The 19,676-nt window shown below is 63.8% G+C and carries 20 protein-coding genes; 11 read left to right on the top strand and 9 right to left on the bottom strand.

Annotated elements, in window-relative coordinates:
* The first annotated feature begins 4 nt into the window (after positions 1–4).
* Positions 5–574, top strand: coding sequence for a TetR/AcrR family transcriptional regulator (locus KVT37_RS08645; RefSeq protein WP_217571672.1), 570 nt, complete (start codon positions 5–7; stop codon positions 572–574).
* Between the two features lie 9 nt (positions 575–583).
* On the opposite strand, the gene KVT37_RS08640 is transcribed toward KVT37_RS08645, so the two are convergent.
* The 4 genes from KVT37_RS08640 to KVT37_RS08625 all read right to left on the bottom strand — a co-directional run bounded on the left by KVT37_RS08640 (position 584) and on the right by KVT37_RS08625 (position 5,449).
* Entirely contained in the window at positions 584–1,393 is an 810-nt protein-coding gene (locus KVT37_RS08640) for an MBL fold metallo-hydrolase (protein WP_217571670.1), read from the bottom strand.
* A gap of 40 nt (positions 1,394–1,433) precedes the next feature.
* A complete protein-coding gene (locus tag KVT37_RS08635; protein ID WP_217571668.1) occupies positions 1,434–2,294 on the bottom strand; it encodes an aldo/keto reductase in 861 nt (286 codons plus the stop codon).
* 217 nt (positions 2,295–2,511) lie between these two features.
* Positions 2,512–2,901, bottom strand: coding sequence for a DUF305 domain-containing protein (locus KVT37_RS08630; protein WP_217571666.1), 390 nt, complete (start codon positions 2,899–2,901; stop codon positions 2,512–2,514).
* A 43-nt stretch (positions 2,902–2,944) separates the two neighbouring features.
* On the bottom strand, positions 2,945–5,449 hold the full coding sequence (locus KVT37_RS08625) for a heavy metal translocating P-type ATPase (protein ID WP_217571664.1): 2,505 nt from the start codon (positions 5,447–5,449) through the stop codon (positions 2,945–2,947).
* Between KVT37_RS08625 and KVT37_RS08620 the strand changes: the two genes are divergently transcribed.
* From KVT37_RS08620 to murJ, 3 genes are read left to right on the top strand one after another with little or no spacing between them, the layout of a single operon-like run.
* Positions 5,414–6,478 (top strand): glycosyltransferase family 25 protein, encoded by a 1,065-nt coding sequence (locus KVT37_RS08620; RefSeq protein ID WP_254633876.1) that lies wholly within the window; start codon positions 5,414–5,416, stop codon positions 6,476–6,478. The two genes, KVT37_RS08625 and KVT37_RS08620, sit on opposite strands and share 36 nt — an antisense overlap.
* Positions 6,479–6,500: 22 nt before the next feature.
* A complete protein-coding gene (locus KVT37_RS08615; RefSeq protein ID WP_217571662.1) occupies positions 6,501–9,302 on the top strand; it encodes a [protein-PII] uridylyltransferase in 2,802 nt (933 codons plus the stop codon).
* A gap of 40 nt (positions 9,303–9,342) precedes the next feature.
* Positions 9,343–10,947 carry a murein biosynthesis integral membrane protein MurJ gene (gene murJ, locus KVT37_RS08610; RefSeq protein ID WP_217571660.1) on the top strand — a complete coding sequence of 535 codons (1,605 nt, stop codon included), beginning with the start codon at positions 9,343–9,345 and terminating at the stop codon, positions 10,945–10,947.
* A 42-nt stretch (positions 10,948–10,989) separates the two neighbouring features.
* Here murJ and KVT37_RS08605 read toward each other — a convergent pair whose 3' ends face one another.
* Complete coding sequence (locus KVT37_RS08605; protein ID WP_217571658.1) at positions 10,990–11,223, bottom strand: type II toxin-antitoxin system VapB family antitoxin; 234 nt, start codon at positions 11,221–11,223, stop codon at positions 10,990–10,992.
* Positions 11,224–11,265: 42 nt separating this feature from the next.
* Positions 11,266–11,892, bottom strand: a complete 627-nt coding sequence (locus KVT37_RS08600) for a LysE family transporter (protein WP_217571656.1) — start codon at positions 11,890–11,892, stop codon at positions 11,266–11,268.
* A 231-nt stretch (positions 11,893–12,123) separates the two neighbouring features.
* Between KVT37_RS08600 and trpS the strand changes: the two genes are divergently transcribed.
* The 3 genes from trpS (at position 12,124) to KVT37_RS08585 (ending at position 14,535) form a co-directional block, all read left to right on the top strand.
* Complete coding sequence (gene trpS / locus KVT37_RS08595) at positions 12,124–13,191, top strand: tryptophan--tRNA ligase (protein ID WP_217571653.1); 1,068 nt, start codon at positions 12,124–12,126, stop codon at positions 13,189–13,191.
* Between the two features lie 99 nt (positions 13,192–13,290).
* The gene (locus tag KVT37_RS08590; protein WP_217571651.1) at positions 13,291–13,782 is read left to right on the top strand and encodes a universal stress protein; all 492 of its coding nucleotides are present in this window, start codon (positions 13,291–13,293) and stop codon (positions 13,780–13,782) included.
* A 183-nt stretch (positions 13,783–13,965) separates the two neighbouring features.
* The gene (locus KVT37_RS08585; RefSeq protein ID WP_217571649.1) at positions 13,966–14,535 is read left to right on the top strand and encodes a NifU family protein; all 570 of its coding nucleotides are present in this window, start codon (positions 13,966–13,968) and stop codon (positions 14,533–14,535) included.
* Between the two features lie 148 nt (positions 14,536–14,683).
* Here KVT37_RS08585 and KVT37_RS08580 read toward each other — a convergent pair whose 3' ends face one another.
* Positions 14,684–15,301: a L,D-transpeptidase gene (locus tag KVT37_RS08580; protein ID WP_217571647.1), complete on the bottom strand. Its 618-nt coding sequence runs from the start codon at positions 15,299–15,301 to the stop codon at positions 14,684–14,686.
* 226 nt (positions 15,302–15,527) lie between these two features.
* On the opposite strand from KVT37_RS08580, the gene cueR reads away from it, so the two are divergent.
* Positions 15,528–15,932 (top strand): Cu(I)-responsive transcriptional regulator, encoded by a 405-nt coding sequence (cueR, locus tag KVT37_RS08575; RefSeq protein ID WP_217571645.1) that lies wholly within the window; start codon positions 15,528–15,530, stop codon positions 15,930–15,932.
* Positions 15,933–15,956: 24 nt separating this feature from the next.
* Here cueR and KVT37_RS08570 read toward each other — a convergent pair whose 3' ends face one another.
* Positions 15,957–16,922, bottom strand: coding sequence for a helix-turn-helix domain-containing protein (locus KVT37_RS08570; protein WP_217571644.1), 966 nt, complete (start codon positions 16,920–16,922; stop codon positions 15,957–15,959).
* 308 nt (positions 16,923–17,230) lie between these two features.
* On the opposite strand from KVT37_RS08570, the gene KVT37_RS08565 reads away from it, so the two are divergent.
* Positions 17,231–18,148: an outer membrane protein gene (locus KVT37_RS08565; RefSeq protein WP_217571642.1), complete on the top strand. Its 918-nt coding sequence runs from the start codon at positions 17,231–17,233 to the stop codon at positions 18,146–18,148.
* 94 nt (positions 18,149–18,242) lie between these two features.
* Here KVT37_RS08565 and KVT37_RS08560 read toward each other — a convergent pair whose 3' ends face one another.
* Positions 18,243–18,713 (bottom strand): nucleoside deaminase, encoded by a 471-nt coding sequence (locus KVT37_RS08560; protein ID WP_217571640.1) that lies wholly within the window; start codon positions 18,711–18,713, stop codon positions 18,243–18,245.
* 156 nt (positions 18,714–18,869) lie between these two features.
* Here KVT37_RS08560 and KVT37_RS08555 point away from each other — a divergent pair, with 156 nt between their 5' ends.
* Both KVT37_RS08555 and KVT37_RS08550 read left to right on the top strand, forming a co-directional pair.
* On the top strand, positions 18,870–19,097 hold the full coding sequence (locus tag KVT37_RS08555) for a hypothetical protein (RefSeq protein WP_217571639.1): 228 nt from the start codon (positions 18,870–18,872) through the stop codon (positions 19,095–19,097).
* 205 nt (positions 19,098–19,302) lie between these two features.
* Positions 19,303–19,653 (top strand): hypothetical protein, encoded by a 351-nt coding sequence (locus KVT37_RS08550; protein WP_217571637.1) that lies wholly within the window; start codon positions 19,303–19,305, stop codon positions 19,651–19,653.
* The last annotated feature ends 23 nt before the right edge of the window (positions 19,654–19,676 follow it).

Raw genomic sequence — 19,676 nt, 5'->3', positions numbered from 1 at the left:
GCGAATGCGCAGGATCGCGCCCGACCGCGACGGCCTCTTGGCCATGATCGGCGAAGTCTTCCGCGAGCATGGCTATGAGGGTGCCAGCCTAGCCTTGATCGGCGAGGCGACAGGGCTCGGCAAGGGAAGCCTCTACCACTTCTTTCCCGGCGGCAAGGAGGAGATGGCGAGAGCCGTCATTGCCCATATCAACGGCTGGTTCGAAGACAATGTCTTTGCGCCGCTACGCGACAGCGTCGATCCGCTGGCCGGGATCGGGCACATGTTCGCGGCGACGGACGGCTATTTCCGCTCGGGGCGCCGCGTTTGCCTCATCGGCGCTTTCGCGTTGGATGACTCGCGCGATCTCTTCGCCGATCAAATAAGGGACTATTTCGGCCGCTGGGTCACCCATCTCGCCGAAGCGCTGGTGCGATCCGGGCACCGACCGGACGAGGCCGGCGAGCTGGCCGAGGAAACCGTCGCCGCCATCCAGGGCGCGCTCACGCTTGCCCGCGCCGCGAATGACCTCGACGTGTTTTCGAGGGCATTGCGGCGGCTGCGGAGGCGGCTTGGGCTGCCGGCCAATATCTAGGGCCAGTCGCTACAAGGGCTCGAAGCGGAAACCCGTTTCGGTTCGAAGAATCCGGCCGACGCCCGGTGAATCGAGATGCGCTCCCGCCACGCACCAGGCGTTGTCGGCGGCAAGGGCCAATATCCGCAGGCGGCTCGCCCGCGCCTGCTCCTGGTCGGCGTCGAACTCCCATGCGATCTCCGGCCGATCGAACTGCAGCGACGGCACATGCACCAGGTCGCCCCAGGCCAGCAAGGTTTCGCCGCCGCTCGTGACACGAAAGCCGGTGTGACCGATTTCGTGGCCGGGAGCGGCGACGGCCTCGATGTCCGCGCTCAGGTGCTGTCCAGGGTCCAAAGGTTCTGCCTGATCGTGGAAGCGGCTCAACCTCGCTACCGACCGGAACATGTCGAGCTCGGCTCGAGGGACAAGCAAGCGGGAGAGCTGCGGGAAACCGTCGCGACCATCGGCAAGGATAAGCCCGTGGATATGGTCGAGGTGCGTGTGGGTAAAGGCAACCGTGCGTATCCGATCGACGGCGATCCTCGCCTCGCTCAGCGCCTGCGGCAGAAAGCCCATCGTAGGGTGCCAGGCGTTCGAGGAGCCGGTATCGATCAGCGTGATTTCATGACCGTCGTCGATCGCAAAAGCGTTGACGGACAGCCTGAGCGCGCCATCGACCAGCTGCAGCTGCGTAGGGAGGTCCCTGTCGAATATCCTGTCTCCCGGCTGGCGCAGCCGGCGGATCGGCATGTCGACATAGCCGTCGCGCAGCGAGGTGACGCTGATGTCCCCGATCTTGTAGGTCGTGTGATGCGGCCCGGCTGAAATTCGTTCCAACGCTTGCTCTCTTTACCGCGATTGCGAATGCAGGTTTCGGTCAGATCATTTCCAGGCCGCGCTTGCGCGTCGGCGGCGGGAAGGCGCGGTCGAGCTCGGCGAAATCCTCAGGCGTCAGCTCGATGTCGAGCGCGGCGGCATTCTGGCGGACGTGCCCCTGGCGGCCGGCCTTCGGAATGGCGATGACGCCTTCCTGCGCCATCACCCAGGCGAGCGCGATCTGCGCGGCGGTGGCGTTGTGGCGGGTGGCGACCGCTTCGAGCCGTGCATTGCGCGCCAGCGCGCCCTGCTCGACCGGCGAATAGGCCATCAGCGGAACGCCGCGCTTCACGCACCATGGCGAGAGATCGAACTCCGGACCGCGCCGTGACAGATTGTAGAGCACCTGGTTGGTCTGAACGTTGCCGCCAGCGGTCAAGCCGACAAGCTCTTCCATCTCGTCGGTGTCGAAATTGCTGACGCCCCAGTGGCGGATCTTGCCTTCGCCCTTCAGCGCCTCGAAAGCCTCGACGGTTTCGGTCAACGGCACGCTGCCCGGCCAATGCAGCAGATAGAGGTCGATGCGGTCGGTGGCGAGCCGCTTCAGGCTGTTCTCGCAGGCGCGTTTCACGCCGGCGCGCGAAGCATTGGAAGGCAGCACCTTGGAGACCAGGAAAGTTTCGTCGCGGCGCCCATCGATGGCTTCGGCGACCACTTGCTCGGCTCCGCCGCTGGCATACATTTCGGCGGTGTCGATCAGCGTGATGCCGAGGTCGAGACCAAGCTTCAGCGCCGCGACCTCATCGGCGTGGCGGCGGCGGTCCTCGCCCATCTTCCAGGTGCCTTGGCCGAGCACCGGAACAGCTTCGCCCGACGGCAGCTTTAGGGTTCTGATCGACGAGCGGTTGATTGACGGGGACATGGCCTTCTCCGCGTGAGGCCGGATCGCAGCACAGCCAAAGCCGGAAATCCAGACGGTAGAGGCTCCTGGCCGCCCGGATTTCCCTGGGTGGGTTAGAGCGGTTCAGCGTTTCACGGAACCGCCGAACCGCTCCAGGTATTTGTTTCTAGCAATTCCGGACGGCGGGCTACGCCGCAAGCGCCGAGCCTAACCGCTGCACACTTTTCCTGGAATTGCCCTAGTTCGCCGGATGCTTGGCGAGCCAGTCCTGCATTTCCTTGATCTCGGCTTCCTGCGCCGCGACGACGCCTTCCGCGAGCTTGCGGATTTCCGGGTCCTTGCCGTTGGCGATCACAACCTTGGCCATGTCGATGGCGCCCTGATGATGCGGGATCATGCCGCGAACGAAATCGACATCGGCATTGCCGGTGTATTTGATCATCATGTCCTTGTGCATCTTCTTCATCGCCTTCTCATAGCCGACGGTGGCCGGGCTCTGGGCGCCCATCGCCATCTTGGACATGTCGTGCTTCATCTCCTCCGACGAAGCCGGCACGCTTTCGAGAAAGACGGCAAGCAGCATTCCGGCGGCCATGAGCAGCAGCACGATTTTCTTGGCCAAGGTCATTCAGGTCTCCTTCGTGATTGGATTTCGTATCTGGGGGTTTTGCTCAGAGTTTCAATGTTCTCAGCCGCAAAGCGTTGGCGATCACCGACACCGACGACAGGCTCATCGCCGCCGCGGCCAGCATCGGCGACAACAGCATGCCGGTGACCGGGTAAAGGACGCCGGCCGCGACCGGCACGCCAAGCACGTTGTAGAGGAAGGCAAAGAACAGGTTCTGCCGGATGTTGCGCAGCGTCGACTGGGCAAGCGTACGCGCCCTGACGATGCCGTTCAGGTCACCCTTGACCAGCGTGATGCCGGCGCTCTCGACAGCGACATCGGCGCCGGTGCCCATGGCGATGCCGACATCGGCGCCGGCAAGCGCCGGCGCGTCGTTGACGCCGTCGCCGGCCATCGCAACGGTGGCGCCTTTGCGGCGCAGTTCCTCCACCAGCGCGCTCTTGCCATCGGGCAGCAGGCCGGCGCGCACCTCGTCGATGCCAAGCCTGCCGGCGATGGCCTTGGCCGTGCGCTCGTTGTCGCCTGTCGCCATGATGATGCGCAGGCCCTTGTCATGCAGGGCCTTGATCGCCTCGGCCGTCGTTGCCTTTACAGGATCGGCGACAGCGACGATGCCGGCGAACCTGCCGTCGACCGCCACGAACATGGCCGTCTTGCCTTCGGCCTGCATCGTCTCGGCACTGGCCGCCGGCGCCTCTATGCCGAGGTCGGCCATCATCGCCGCGTTGCCGAGCGCGACCTTGCTGCCCGAAACCGTGCCCGAAACGCCCTTGCCGGTGACGGCTTCGAAGTCGGCCGCATCGGCCAGCTTCAGGCCGCGCGCGGCAGCGCCCTCGACGATCGCCTCGGCCAATGGATGCTCCGAGCCCTTTTCGAGCGCGGCGGCGAGGCTCAGCAGCCCGTTCTCGTCGATGCCCTCGGCCGCGACGACATCGGTGAGCCGCGGCTTGCCCTCCGTCAGCGTGCCGGTCTTGTCGACGATCAGCGTGTCGACGGAAGAAAAACGCTCCAGCGCCGCCGCTTCCTTGATCAGCACGCCGGCATGCGCGCCGCGCCCGGTCGCCGTCATGATCGACATCGGGGTCGCGAGGCCGAGCGCGCAGGGACAGGCGATGATCAGCACCGAGACCGCCGAGACGATGGCGAAGATCAGGCTGGGCTCGGGACCCAGGATCGCCCAGGCGATGAAGGCGAGAATGGCGACCAGCACGACGGCCGGGACGAAATAGAAGGAGACGCGGTCGGCCAGACCCTGGATTGGCGCGCGTGAGCGCTGCGCCTTGGCGACCAGCTCGACGATGCGCGACAGCGTGGTCTCGGCGCCGACCTTCTCGGCGCGCATGACCAGCGAGCCGTTCTTGTTCAGCGTGCCGCCGGTGAGCGCGTCGCCTTCTGTCTTTTCGACCGGCAACGGCTCGCCCGTGATCATCGATTCGTCGATCGCCGAGCGGCCCTCCAGCACGACGCCGTCGACCGGCACGGCGTCGCCGGGACGGATGCGCAGCCGGTCGCCGGACTTGACGCTATCGAGCGGCACGTCCTTCTCGGAGCCGTCGGCGCCGATCAGCCGCGCTGTCTTCGGCGCCAGGTCGAGCAGCGCGCGAATGGCCGAGCCGGTGCGCTCGCGGGCTCTGAGTTCCAGAACCTGGCCTAGAAAGACCAGCGCGACGATGACGGCGGCGGCCTCGAAATAGACCGGGACAGCGCCGTCATGACCGCGGAACTGATGCGGAAAGACATCCGGGAACAGCGTCGCGACGAGGCTGAAGAGATAGGCGGCGCCCACGCCGAGCGAAATCAGCGTCCACATATTGGGGCTGCGGTTGAGGATCGATTCCCAGCCGCGATGGAAGAACGGAAACGCCGCCCACAGCACCACCGGGCTCGCCAGCGCCAGTTCTGCCCATGTCTTGGTTCGGCCGTCGATGAGGGTTTCGAAGCTGAAGCCCAGCATCGGCGCCATGGCGATGATCAGCAACGGCACGGAGAGCACCGCGCTGACCCAGAGCCGGCGCGTGAAATCGACGAGCTCGGGATTCGGGCCTTCGTCGCCGGTCGGCACGCCCATCGGCTCAAGCGCCATGCCGCAGATCGGGCACGAACCGGGCTTGTCGCGGACGATCTCGGGATGCATGGGGCAGGTGTATTGCGTGCCCTTCGGCATCGGCTGCGGCTCGGGCCTGCCAGCGAGATATTTTGCCGGATCCGCATCGAACTTGCCCTTACAGCCCGCCGAACAGAAATAGAAACCCTGCCCTTCATGGCGCGAAAAATGCTTTGCAACGGCGCGATCGACGCTCATGCCGCAAACGGGATCGGTGGCGGTCAGATGGATTTCAGGATCGGCAACGAATTTCGCGCGGCAGCGCTCGCTGCAGAAATGGAATTTCCGGCCGTCATGTTCGGCCGTCGGCTTGCCGGCGGCAGGATCGACCATCATGCCGCAGACCGGATCGCGAATCACTGCGTCGGCGGTGGCCTTGCTGTCCTTGCCGGAGCAGCAGGCTGCGCCATGCGCATGGTGGTGGTGATGGTCGGAATGGGTCATGGCCAGTGCCTCTGCGTTCTCGAATTTAAAGTGGAGGTAGTCCTTCCAGTTACTGGAAGGTCAAGAGGCAAGCTTTCGGTTTTTCCACATGCGCGCGGCAATCGATTGGCAGGCCGGGAAATTAATCCGCACCGGATCACGCGGGCCATGCTATGCACGCCGCCACTTTCTTTTTCCGACCCGATCCGCTCAATGAGATGCCTCGTCATTAATCTCGACCGATCCGCCGACAGGCTGGCCCATGTCATCGCCGAATTCGGCCGGATCGGCGTCGCGTTCGAGCGGATTGCGGCAGTCGACGCTTTGCAGCGTCCGGATCTGTCGCAGATGCCCATGCGACCCGGCGCGCTGCCATGGCGGCTCGCCGACAGCGAGGTCGCCTGCCTGCTCAGTCACAGGGCGTGCTGGTCAATCCTTGCCGCGGGTGACGACCCGTATGGCGCCATCTTCGAGGACGACGTCGTGTTCACCGCGAGGGCCGGCCCGCTGCTTGCCGACAGCAGCTGGGTTCCGGCCGATGCCGACATCGTCAAGCTCGAAACCTTTCTCCAGAAAACCATTATCGGGCTACGCCGCAGCGGCGTCGGCCATGGATTTTCGGCCAGCAGGCTATACGGGGTCCATGTCGGTTGCGCTGGCTATATCCTCTCGAAACAGGCCGCGAGCACCCTTCTCGATGCGACCGAGGAGATCGGCATTCCGGTCGACCATGTGCTGTTCGATCCGGTACTCCAACCCAAGCCCGACCGGGTGGTCTACCAGCTCAGCCCGGCCTTGTGCATCCAGGAACAGCATCTGCGACCGGGCACGGCGCAACTGCCGAGCCTGATCCGTCAGGACCGTGAAACACGGTCCCCGCCCAATGGCTCGACGCAAGAGCCGATGAAATCCACACGCGCCAGAGTGATGCGCGAGATCGGACGGCTCTCGCGTCGGATCAGCGAGCTCCGCCGGTTCAGGCACTCCGTCATCGTGCCCTTCGAGCATCGTGGCAAGCCGATGCGCCGGCCCCATACACAGCACGGATAAAACGCGCTATAGACGCCGCCGAATGGCAAAGATCTCCCTGAAACTCGACGAAATCATCGATGGCGACGCCTTGCGCCGCGACCTGACCGCGCTGACGGCGGCAAGCGCCGGCGACGGTTCGGGACCGGCTGTCCGCACGGCTGTCCTGCAATTGCTCAAAGCCAGAATGGCGGACGGGCGAAAGATCGCCGAGGCCATGCTCAAGGAGGATGGCGGCGGCAATGCCTGCGCCGAGCGGCTGTCGCATCTCATGGATGAGCTGATACGCGCGCTCTATGATTTCGCCGCCACCCATGTCTACCGGGTCAAGAACCGCTCCGCTGCGGAGCGCATGGCGGTCGTGGCGGTCGGCGGCTATGGCCGCGGCACGCTGGCGCCGGGCTCCGACATCGATCTCCTGTTCCTGCTGCCCTACAAGCAGACGCCGTGGGGCGAGCAGATCGTCGAATACATGCTCTACATGCTGTGGGACATGGGGCTGAAGGTCGGCCACGCCACCCGCAACATCGAGGAGTGCCTCAGGCTCTCGCGCAGCGACATCACCATCCGCACCTCGATCCTCGAGGCGCGTTTCCTGTGGGGCGAACGCAAGCTTTATGACGAGCTGCTCACCCGCTTCGACCATGAAGTGGTGCGCACGACCGGGCCGGAATATGTGCAGGCGAAGCTTGCCGAGCGCGACGAGCGCCATGCCAAGGCAGGCGAGAGCCGCTACCTGGTCGAGCCCAACGTCAAGGACGGCAAGGGCGGCCTGCGCGACCTGCAGACGCTGTTCTGGATCGGCAAATATTTCTACCGCGTTCGCACCGGCGAGGAACTGGTCGAGAAAGGCGTCTTCACCGAGGCCGAATATCGCGAGTTCCAGAAGGCCGAGGATTTCCTCTGGGCGGTGCGCTGCCACATGCATTTTCTCACCGGCAAGGCGGAGGAGCGGCTGCATTTCGACATTCAGCGCGAGATCGCCGAACGCCTGGGCTACACGATGCATCCTGGCCTGTCGGCGGTCGAGCGCTTCATGAAGCATTATTTCCTCGTCGCCAAGGATGTCGGCGACCTCACCCGCATCTTCTGCGCAGCGCTCGAGGAGGAACAGGCCAAACATGTGCCCGGCTTCAACCGCATCTTCCTCACCTTCTCGCGGCGCAAGCGCAAGCTTGCCGGCACGTCGGACTTCATCGTCGACAATCACCGCATCAACGTCGCCGACGACGGCGTGTTCGAGCGCGATCCGGTCAATCTGTTGCGGCTGTTCTGGTTCGCCGACAAGCACGGGCTGGAGTTCCATCCCGACGCGCTGAAATTGCTCACCCGCTCGCTCGGCCTGGTCAACAAGTCGCTTCGGCGCGATGAGGAGGCCAACCGGCTGTTCCTCGACATCCTGACCTCGGACCGAAACGCCGAGCTCAATCTGAGGCGCATGAACGAGGCCGGGCTGCTCGGCAGGCTGATCCCCGACTTCGGCAAGATCGTCGCCATGATGCAGTTCTCGATGTACCACCACTATACGGTGGACGAGCATCTGATCCGCTGCATCGGCGTGCTGGCCGAGATCGAGCGCGGCGACGGCGAGAAGATCCACCCGCTGGCGCATTCGCTGATGCCGGGGCTGAAGAAGAGCCGCGAGGCGCTCTATGTCGCGGTGCTTTTGCACGACATCGCCAAGGGCCGGCCGGAAGACCACTCGGAGGCCGGCGCCCGCATCGCCCGGCGCATCTGCCCGCATATGGGTCTGTCGGCCGCCGACACCGAGACCGTCGCATGGCTGGTCGAAAACCATCTCGTGATGTCGATGACGGCGCAGACGCGCGACCTTAACGATCGCAAGACGATCGAGGATTTCGCCTCGATCGTGCAGTCGGTCGAGCGGCTCAAGCTGCTGCTGATCCTGACCGTCTGCGACATACGCGGCGTCGGGCCGGGTGTGTGGAACGGCTGGAAAGGCCAGCTGCTGCGCACGCTCTATTACGAGACCGAGTTGCTGCTGACCGGCGGCTTCTCGGAAGTCTCGCGCGCCCAGCGCACCGCCGCCGCGCGCGAGCGGCTGGCCGAGGCGCTCTCGGCCTGGCCGGCGAAGGAGCGCAAGCGCTATGTCGCGCAGCACTACGAGAACTATCTGCTGACGGTCGACCTGCCCGATCAGCTGCGCCATGCCGAATTCATCCGCGAGGCGGACGCGGCGGACAAGAAACTCGCCACCATGGTCAAGACGCATGAGTTCGAGGCGGTGACCGAGATCACCGTGCTGGCGCCGGACCATCCGCGCCTGCTGTCGATCATTGCCGGCGCCTGCGCCGCGGCCGGCGGCAACATCGTCGACGCCCAGATCTTCACCACCTCGGACGGACGCGCGCTGGACACCATCCTGATCTCGCGGGAGTTCGACCTCGACGAGGACGAGCGCCGCCGCGCCGAGCGCGTCGGCCGGCTGATCGAGGACGTGCTCTCCGGCAAGAGCTGGCTGCCCGAGATGATCGAGAAGCGCACCAAGCCGAAGCGTGGCGCCAAGGCGTTCCGCATCCAGCCGCGTGCCGAGATCCGCAACACGCTGTCGAACCGTTTCTCGGTGATCGAGGTCGAGGGACTGGACCGGCCGGGCCTGCTCTCCGAGATCACCGGGACGCTTTCCGACCTGTCGCTCGACATCGCCTCGGCGCATATCACCACCTTCGGCGAGAAGGTCATCGACACGTTCTACGTCACCGACCTGACCGGACAGAAGATCGACAGCCCGACGCGCACCGCCACCATCCACAAGCGGCTGGTCGATACGCTCGAAGGCAGTTCGTCCGAACGCAACGGCAAGGCCAAGGCGGCGGCCGAGTGACCATCCATTTGACGCAATTTCCCTGGCAATCGTCCCCAGCATGAGCCTTGTCAAGAAATTCGCCACCGTCGCCTCCGGCACGCTGATGAGCCGCGCGCTGGGTTTCGGCCGCGAGATGCTGATGGCGGCGGCCCTCGGCACCGGGCCGGTCGCCGACGCCTTTAACGCCGCCTTCCAATTCCCCAACACCTTCCGCCGGCTGTTCGCCGAGGGCGCCTTCAACGCCGCTTTCGTGCCGCTGTTCGCCAAGGAGATCGAGCAGCACGGCAATGAGGGCGCCAAGCGTTTTTCGGAGGAAGTGTTCGGCGTGCTGTTTTCGGCGCTGCTGGCGCTGACCATCGCGATGGAACTCGCCATGCCGCTGATCGTGCGCTACCTGGTGGCGCCTGGCTTTGCCGACATTCCGGGCAAGTTCGAGACGACGGTGCGGCTGGCGACGATCATGTTCCCGTACCTGATCTGCATGTCGCTCGGCGCCATGATGGCCGGCATGCTGAATTCGCTGCGCCGCTATTTCGCGGCGGCGATCGCGCCCGCCTTCCTCAACATCATCCTGATCGGCGTGCTCGGCTATGCCTGGTATCACGGGGCGGACGCGCATGACGTCGGCTTCGGCCTGTCCTGGGGCGTGCTGGCGGCTGGTATCGTGCAGCTCGCCATCGTCTGGATCGCGGTGCGCAATGCCGGTATCTCGATCGGCTTCCGTAGGCCGAAGATGACGCCGAACGTCAAGCGGCTCCTGATCCTGGCGCTGCCGGCGGCGATCACCGGCGGCATCACGCAGATCAACCAGCTGATCGGCACCGCGATCGCCTCGGCGCAGAACAGCGCCGTGTCGTCGCTCGCCTATGCCGATCGCATCTACCAGCTGCCGCTCGGCGTCGTCGGCGTGGCGGTAGCGATCGTGCTTCTGCCGGAACTGTCGCGGGCGCTGAAATCGGGCAACCTGAAAGAAGCCGCAAACCTGCAGAACCGCTCGGTCGAGTTCACGCTGTTCATGACCTTGCCGGCCGCCGCCGCGCTTTGGGTGATGTCGGAACCGATCGTGCGGCTGGTCTATGAGCGCGGCGCCTTCGCCGCGAACCATTCGACGCCGATCGTCGCCTCGATCCTGGCGATCTTCGGCCTTGGACTGCCGGCCTTCGTGCTGATCAAAGCCTTCACGCCCGGCTATTTCGCGCGCGAGGACACGCGCACGCCGATGATCTTCGCCGCCATCTCGGTCGGCGTGAACGTCGCCACGGCGCTCAGCCTGTTCCCGTCGATGGGCGCGCCGGGGATCGCGGTGGCTTCGGCGATCGCCGGCTGGGTCAACGCGCTGATGCTGCTCGCCATGCTGATCAGGCGGGGACATTGGGGCCGCGACATCCCGCTCTTGAAGCGCATCCCGCGTCTGGTGCTGTCGGCGGTGATCATGGCCACGGCGCTTTATTTCGCGGAGCACTATTTTGCCGCGAGGCTCGGCCCCGGCTCGCCGCTGGTGGTCAAGGCGACCACGCTGTTCGCGCTGGTCGGCGGCGGTGCCGCGCTCTATTTCGTCACCGCTTTCGGCACCGGCGGCGCGGACTTCGGCATGATCCGCAGGAACGTCAAGCGCGGTTCAAAGGTGACACCGCCTGTCACGGAACAGCCTCCAAATCCGTAAGCCGAACTAAGGCGGCACCGTCGACGGGCGCCCGGATTCACGTCAAAGCTGATCATATACTGAGCGGGGCAGCACTTCGCGCGCTTGCTCGCTCAACTCGATTCCAAATTCAGCCCTAAGCCGCGCAGCGGTTTCCAGGGGCGTCTCGGCAACGCGCCGGCATTCAAGCGCCTCCCGCATCGCGATGATCACCGCTTCCGTAAGGTTGACGCCCTCTACCGCTGCGAGGGCTCGTGTCAGCCTATCCGCTTCCTTGCTTTTGATATTGAAAGCCATTCTTGCATCCCCACTCCATCTTCGCAGCCGCCTATCCTTGTCTCACCCACGCTCCAGAGCCAACCTCGCGCCAAACAAGATGAGCAGGCCGCCGGCCACGCGGTCGATGGTGCGCCGCAGCTTTCGATAGCCGTTCGAGACGGCTTCAGCGGCAAACAGCCAGACCACGCAGGCATACCAGCCGACCGAGATCGCCACCATCAGCGCGACCGACGCGGCGCCCAGCCACAGCGAAGGCTGCGCCGGCAGGGCGACGGCGAAGATGCTGGCCACCGAAAGCGCGGAACGCGGGTTGGCAAGGCTGGTCGCGAGACCGATCCAGAAGGCCCTGCTTGCCGGGAAAGCCCTCGCGCCGGCAGGCAATGCGGCATCGGCCGCGCTGCGCTTCTCAGCCAGGACGATCAGCCTTATGCCCGAGTAGATGAGATAGCCGGCGCCCGCGAGCTTCAACGACGCATAGGCCCAGGGCGCGGCGAGAAACAGCGCCTTGACGCCGGCGAGCCCGCAGACGCCCCAGACGGCGGTGGCGATGCCTATGCCGCAGACGGCGGCAAGGCCGGCGCCGCGCGAGCGCGCCACGGCAATGCGCGCCGTCATCAGGAAGTTCGGCCCTGGCGAGACGGCCGCGACCAGCCACACGGAAGCGACGGCAATCAGATGTGAAAGCATGATGAAGATTCCAAGCGAGACCACCATGCTAAGGCAGATCGACACATGCTGGCTAGGCCACTCCAGGTTCCGGAACGAGCTGACCTCTTGATCCCGAAATCGCCTTCGTCCATAAGCGCGCCGTCGAAAGACTTTCGCCGCGCGCGGTTTCCAGCCGCATGATTGGCTCCAAAAAGTCAGCAACTTTTTGGAATCATGCTTAGACGGCCCTCCACAAGCCATGAGGAACTCATGTCCGCCTTCAAGCCACTCGTCTTCTCGGGCGTCCAGCCGACCGGCAATCTGCATCTCGGCAACTATCTCGGCGCCATCAAGAAATTCGTCGCCCTGCAGGAACAGTCCGACTGCATCTATTGCGTCGTCGACCTGCATTCGCTGACGGCGCAGCTCGTCCATCAGGACCTCGGCGACCAGACGCGCTCGATCACCGCGGCGTTCCTGGCCTCCGGCATCGACCCGAAGAAGCACATCGTCTTCAACCAGTCGCGGGTCATGCAGCATGCCGAGCTCGCCTGGATCTTCAATTGCGTGGCGCGCATCGGCTGGATGAACAAGATGACGCAGTTCAAGGACAAAGCCGGCAAGGACCGCGAGAACGCCTCGCTCGGCCTGCTCGCCTATCCGAGCCTGATGGCGGCCGACATCCTGCTCTACCGCGCCACCCACGTGCCGGTGGGCGAGGACCAGAAGCAGCACCTGGAGCTGACCCGCGACATCGCGCAGAAATTCAACAACGACTTCTCCGAGAAGATCGAAGCACTTGGCGTCGGCGTGAAGATGAGGATAGGCGAGGAGACGGTGAACGGCTATTTCCCGATCACCGAACCGGTCATCGGCGGCCCGGCGGCGCGCATCATGAGCCTGCGCGACGGTTCCAAGAAGATGTCGAAATCCGACCCGTCGGACCTGTCGCGCATCAACCTGACCGACGATGCCGACACCATCTCGAAGAAGATCCGCAAGGCCAAGACCGATCCGGAGGCGTTGCCGAGCGAATTGGACGGACTTGAGAGCCGGCCCGAAGCGGAGAACCTGGTCGGCATCTATGCGGGCCTTGCCGAAATCTCGAAGGAAGACGTGCTGAGAGAATATGGCGGGCAGCAGTTTTCCGTGTTCAAGCCGGCGCTGGCCGATCTTGCCGTGGAGAAGCTGGCGCCGATCGCTTCCGAGATGCGCCGCATCGAGGGCGACCGCGCCTATGTCGACGCCGTGCTCAAGGATGGCGGTGACCGCGCCCGCACGATCGCCGAGGGCACGATGAAGACGGTGCGCGACATCATCGGCCTGCTGCAGGACTGATCCCTCCTGTCTCGCTGACCTTCCATCACCACGCCGGCGGCTTGCCGCCGGTTCATGGCGGTGGCAGATTGCGGCCGAATTGATACCGAGCAGATAGACATGGTCTCCAAACGCCTCAGCCGCGAAGCCGGCCATCGCCGCAAGTTCCTGGCGATCATCGACGACACGCCCGAATGCGAGCGCGCCGTCGCCTATGCCTCGAAGCGGGCGCAGCACACCAGCGGCGTGCTGGTGCTGCTCTATGTCATCGAGCCGGACGACTTCCAGCATTGGCTGGGCGTCGAAAAGATCATGCGCGAGGAAGCAAACGCAACGGCGCGCGGGGCGCTCGACGGATACGCCAACAAGGTGCGCCAGAATGTCGGCATCGAGCCGGAACTGGTGGTGCGCGAAGGCAAGCCGACCGAAGAGATTCACAAGCTGATCGAAGACGACCAGGACATTGCCATCCTGGTGCTCGCGGCCGGCGCCGGCAAGGAAGGCCCGGGACCGCTGGTCAGCGCGGTTGCCGGCCGAGGCGCGGCATTTCCCATTCCGGTCACAGTCGTCCCGCAGAATCTGTCGGATGAGGAGATCGACAGCTTAGCTTGATCTGCCTCGGTCGCGACGCCGCCGGCCTGATCGCCCAGAGCACTTCAAAAGGCGCGGCGGACGCTGTAAAAACATTCCGCCAGCCAGCCGTTCCTAGCGACGTGTTTCGCTTGAATGTCCAGCCGATAGAGCCTATTTAGAATTATTCCAAACTATCGGCCCGAGAAGGGCCTGGAGATACCCATGTTCATCCAGACCGAATCGACGCCGAACCCGGCGACGTTGAAGTTTCTTCCCGGCAAGGAAGTGCTGCGCGAAGGTACCGCCGATTTCCGCAACGCCGAAGCCGCGGCGGAAGTCTCGCCGCTGGCCGGTCGGCTGTTCGAGATCCCGGGCGTCACCGGCGTCTTCTTCGGCTATGACTTCATTACCGTGACCAAGGACGGCCCGGACTGGCAGCATTTGAAGCCGGCGATCCTCGGCGCCATCATGGAACACTTCATGTCCGGCGCGCCGGTCATGGCCTCGACCGCCCCGGCGAGCGAAGCCGGCGAGACCGGCGAGTTCTACGACAAGGCCGACGAGGAACTCGTGCTGACCATCAAGGAACTGCTCGACACGCGCGTGCGCCCGGCGGTTGCCCAGGACGGCGGCGACATCACTTTCCGCGGCTTCGAGAACGGCACCGTGTTCCTGCACATGAAGGGCGCCTGCGCCGGCTGCCCGTCCTCGACGGCGACGCTGAAGCACGGCATCCAGAACCTGCTTCGCCACTTTGTCCCAGAGGTCCAGCAGGTCGAACAGGTCGCCTGACACTTTCCAATCGCCTGCCGCACAACCGGCAAATCGCTGATCGCAAAAACAAAAAACCGGGCCCCAACAGCCCGGTTTTCTGTTTTTGGACGTCTTGTTGTTGCCTAGACGGTCCGCTTGCGAAAGCTTTTCGCCGCGGCCTTCGTGATCACATCACGATGACCTTGGCGCCGACCGACGTGCGGTCGTAGAGATCGATAATGTCCTGGTTCATCAGCCGGATGCAGCCCGACGACATCGCCTTGCCGATCGAGAACCATTCCGGGCTGCCATGCAGGCGGTAGCCCATGTCGCCGCCCTTGTTGAAGAGATACATGGCGCGCGCGCCGAGCGGGTTCTTCAGGCCCGGCTCCATGCCGCCGGCGAACTTGGCGAGCTCGGGCTGGCGCTTGATCATCTGCGAGGGCGGCGTCCAGGTCGGCCATTCGCGCTTCAGCGCGATATGGGCGGTGCCGTGCCACTCGAAACCCTCGCGGCCGACGCCGATGCCGTAGCGCATCGCCATGCCGTCGCCCTCGATGAAGTAGAGGAACTTGTTCTGGGTATCGACGATGATGGTGCCGGGCTTCTCCGGGGAATCATACCGCACTTCCTGGCGGTGATACCTGGCGGGAACCTTCTCGATCGGGATGCGCGGCAGCTGATAGCCGGCATCGGTCATCGCGCCATAGTTGTTGGTGAACAATTGCCCGCCGATGGTGCTGCACCCGCTGATCGCGGTCGACAGCGCAAGAGCGGCGAGGATTGCAAGTGACTTCAAGCGCATGAAAAAGGTCCGACGCCCTGTCTGTGTATCAGCGGCACGAGTCGGCCGCTTTCTCGCCATCATTCATGCTGGCATTTCTTTTGCTTGCCAAGCGCGCACTGCCTATATGCAAGGCCTTACGTGCCGGTAAGTGCCGAACTGCGGCATTTCCGCAACAGGCCTCACAGGATTGTGAAGCAAAATCAATGGGGCAGCCCGAAGGCTGCCGGAAACCAGGGAGAACGCCATGAATGTCGGTGATGCCGCCGAGCGTTCCGGCCTGCCGGCCAAGACCATTCGCTATTACGAAGAGATCGGCCTGATCCGTCCGGCGCGGGCCGAGAACGGCTATCGCGATTACTCCGGCGACGACGTGCACCGGCTCGCCTTCCTGCGCCGCGCGCGCAATCTCGGCTTCTCAATCGACGATTGCAGGCAGCTTATGGCGCTCTACCAGGATCGCGACCGCGCCAGCCACGACGTGCGCGAGATCGCCGCCGCCCATGTCAGGGCGATCGAGGACAAGGTGCGCGAATTGCAGTCGATGCGCTCGACGCTGCAGAAGCTGATCCGTGCCTGCCATGGCGACGACCGGCCGGACTGCCCGATCCTGGATGACATGGCGGGAGCGGCGGACCAGGTATCCGCCTGACAGGGCCGGGCCGCCCCCGCTAAGCTATCCGCCGCGATATTGCGTGGGCGAAGCACCGAAGCGGACCCGGAAGCGCCGGTTGAAATAGGACACGTCGTTGAATCCCGCGGCGAGCGCGATGTCGCTTACCTTTGTGGCGTCGTTGCGGATATCCGACAGCATGGCGCATGCCTTCTGCAGCCGGAGTTCCAGGACACGTTCGGCAAAGGTGCGACCGCTTTCGAGCAGAAGGGTGTTGAGGTAGCGGCGCGAAAGCCCGACCGCCCGCGCCACCATCTCCGTCGACAGCGCCGGGTCCGCGAAACGAGCCTCGATCACCGCCAGAGCTTCGCGCAGCCGCGCCGCGCGCAGGCCGCGGCCGGCGGCGATTTCCGCGGCATCGCCTTTGGCGCCCAGCGCCAGCACGATCAGATCGGAAAGAGCCGCTCCGGCCTGGCGCGCGAGAGCAGGCTCCGCGTCCACCTCCTCGGATTGGAGCAGAAAATCGATCGTGCGTTCCAGATGGCGGACGGCGGGGCTTGCCGGGTCGAGCCGCGTCACCGGGCGATCGTCGGCATGCGGCACCATGCTAAGCAACGCGGCGCGGGGGATCGAGGCCAACACCCAGGAGGTCACGCCGTCCGTGAAACTGCGGCAGGGTTGGGCGACGTTGTAGGCGATGCCGTTGCCGCGCTGCAGCGACAGATCGCAATCCGCGACCGTCCAGACCTGCGGCTTGGGGCTGCGGTAAAATCCCACGAAGATATCGTCGCGATCGTTGGCGACGTGCCGGCGCGTGCGCACATAATATTCTGTCGTGGTCTCGAACAGGCCGACGCGAAGGTCGCCAAGAAACCGCATCTTCGTTGCCGTGGCGAAGCGCTTGTCCTCGGCATGCCTGATCTCGGCTGCGCCAAGCTGCTCCATCCACATGTCGCGCCAGAGGCGAAAGCGATCCTTGTCGCTCAGATGCGCTGGTAGGCTGTCCGACGAAAAATCGATCTTCTGCATTGGCCTGACCGGCCGCCCCCAATCAAACCCTCGCCGGACGCGACGCGCGCCACAGGCCCCGAAGCCCATCCAACACGGAAATCATCCTTTTTCTCAAGAGGAAAATCGTCGATGGAGCCCGCCAGTCCTAGGATAAGGCTCCCGGTTCCAAGTCGCGATCCGGCGAGCATTCAACCGTTGCTGATACGCCACATTCGCTGGCGTTTTCCAGCTGCGCCCGCCTGTCCAATGCGAAGGCCCATGCTTCCAAGACGAGGGGCGAGAGATCGGCCACCAGTGCGGAAAACCAACCGAACCTGGGATTTCGCATGAAACTTATCTTTGCCGGCTGTATCGCGGCCATCCTCTCCTCGCCAGCCTTTGCCGACGATGTGAGCTCGGGTGGACCTGCTCCAGCCGCCACGTCTGGCTATGACTGGAGTGGATGGTATGGCGGCGTCAATGTCGGCTATGGCTGGGGCCGGCCAAAAGCGGCTTTCACCGGCGATGGCCTGTCCGACTATTGGACGACCGGCACAGGCCCCGGAGCGGGTACGGAATTCATTCAGAACCTGATGGCCTATGCCTATAACCTCGACCCGGAGTTCGATCCGTTCAGCCGGCCGCTGGTCTATTCGCAATCCTCCACCGCTTCTGGCGTCACCGGCGGCGTGCAACTCGGACACAACTGGCAGGTCGGCTCCAACTGGCTGATCGGCCTCGAAACGGACCTTCAATTGTCTGACATCGAGGGCGGCACGGACTATGTGGAACCCGACAAAGGTCCCCAGGGAGTCAGGCTGGGCGCGAGCTCGTCACAGCGGCTCGACTGGTTCGGTACGACGCGCGCCCGCGTCGGCTATCTGCCTGAAGAGCGCCTGCTGGTCTTCGGGACCGGTGGCTTGGCCTACGGCCAGACCAGATCCGCAGCATCGGTTTCTATCGTTGGCGATGCGGGTTGGACGATCGACGGTCCGACATGGGCCACCAAAATGGATTGTCCAGGTCACACCACCTGTTTTGCCGGCGAAGCATCACGGGTGACCGCCGGCTGGTCCGCGGGCGGAGGACTTGAATATGCGCTTTCCCCGCGCATCACCATCAAGGCCGAATATCTGCATGTCGATCTTGGCCGCCAGAAAGTCCATTTCACCGCGCAAAGCCCAGCCGTCGGCGATGCCTTCATAAACGTAGCGTTCAAAAGTGCCTATGAGGTGGTTCGGCTCGGAATGAACTACCGCTTCTAGCTTTCTCACAGGCGCGGTTTGGCGCGATGTGCCGGCCACGATTCGGCATCGCCCGTCTTCAACGAAGCGGGAAACGCCTGCTTCCGAGACCGCGTCAGCGTTTCCAGAAATCGCGGTGCGGAGCGAGCATCTCGTCGGCGATTTCGGGGAACGGGCCAAACACCTCGATCTTTTTCTGGCCGGAGGCGAACACGGTGCGCGAGGGCAGGCTCATCGTCGGATTCTCCGCGTGATCCCCGGTGAGGGCCAGGAGATCGGTCTCCTCGAAACCGTAGACCAGCCGCCCGATATTCGCCCAATACATCGTGCCGGCGCACATCGCGCAGGGCTCGCCGGTCGTGACCAGCGTGCATTGCCACAGGAACTCCGGCTCGTAGGCCGCCGCCGCGCGGCGGGCGAGCTCGGTCTCGGCATGACGCACCGTGTCGAGATTGCCCTGCCGCATCAGCACGCGATCGTCCGGCCCGACCAGCACGCAACCGAACGGATGATGCCCGTGCGCCGCCGCCTCGCGCGCGACGGCGTCGGCGGACCGAAGGTGGGCGAGCATCTGGTCGCGGGTCATGGCAAGTCCCTCTCGCGCCGAGATTGCTGCCAAGGAATATGATTAGCAAGAACCAACCTTCGCCGAGCTATCATTCGAGCGTCCGCTTGGCTTTGCACTCCACCTGTTTGTGGTTTTGATGCTATTTTGACGTGCAACACAATGAGATTGCCGGGCATGAGCATCCAGGAAGATATCGAACGTGTCGAGCAGCACATCCGCGAGATCGAGCAGCGGATAGAGCGCCAACGCGCGGTGATCACCCAGGCGGAGGAAGGCGGCTTGCCGACGGATGGCCCACGCAACTTCCTATGGTTTTTGAAGGAAACGCTGAGCCTGAGCCGGGATCACCTGGCGAGGCTTCTGGCGGATGAATTTCGAGCGAAGGGCTCGCCATCCAAGTGATCGCCATTGTCGCCATAATCATAGTGCCGATATTGGGGCTGGTTGTCTTCCTATCGCGCAACCTCGAGACACATCAGCGCCTGTTCGTATTCATCTTGTCTGCCGTTTTGAGCGTCCCGGCTAGCTTCGCGCTCTATCTGTGGTTCATCCTGATGCTCTTTAACCACAATCCTCTATGAGCCGCGTTCATCCGAAGAGGCTTTGAATGGATCTGCAAGTCCTCAAAAACGAATTCGACGCGGGCGATGGGTCGTTTTTGATTTCCATCAAAGGCGACATGGTTTGGGATGTCGAAGCCTTCGACCGCCTGTGCAGCGCCATGGCGCAATATTGCCGGGAGACACCCGGCACCAGTGCCCAACTAGAACGATGGGCAGCACAAGGGTTTTGGTATGTCCCGTGGTTTGTCCGCGATTGGACAAGCCACCCCAAGTTTCCACGCGATTTGCCGGCGACGTACTACGAAGACGCATATCGTCTTCTGGACGATTTGGCTTTGTCGTTTTTCTTCGGCTTTGGCGACCCTAGAGACAGACAGGGTTTGTCAAATATATAATTGCCCTCGCTTCCCGGGTTCAA

It is taken from the genome of Mesorhizobium sp. GbtcB19, from assembly GCF_019091085.1.
Lineage (GTDB): Bacteria > Pseudomonadota > Alphaproteobacteria > Rhizobiales > Rhizobiaceae > Mesorhizobium.
This window is presented reverse-complemented; position numbering and strand designations above follow the sequence as displayed.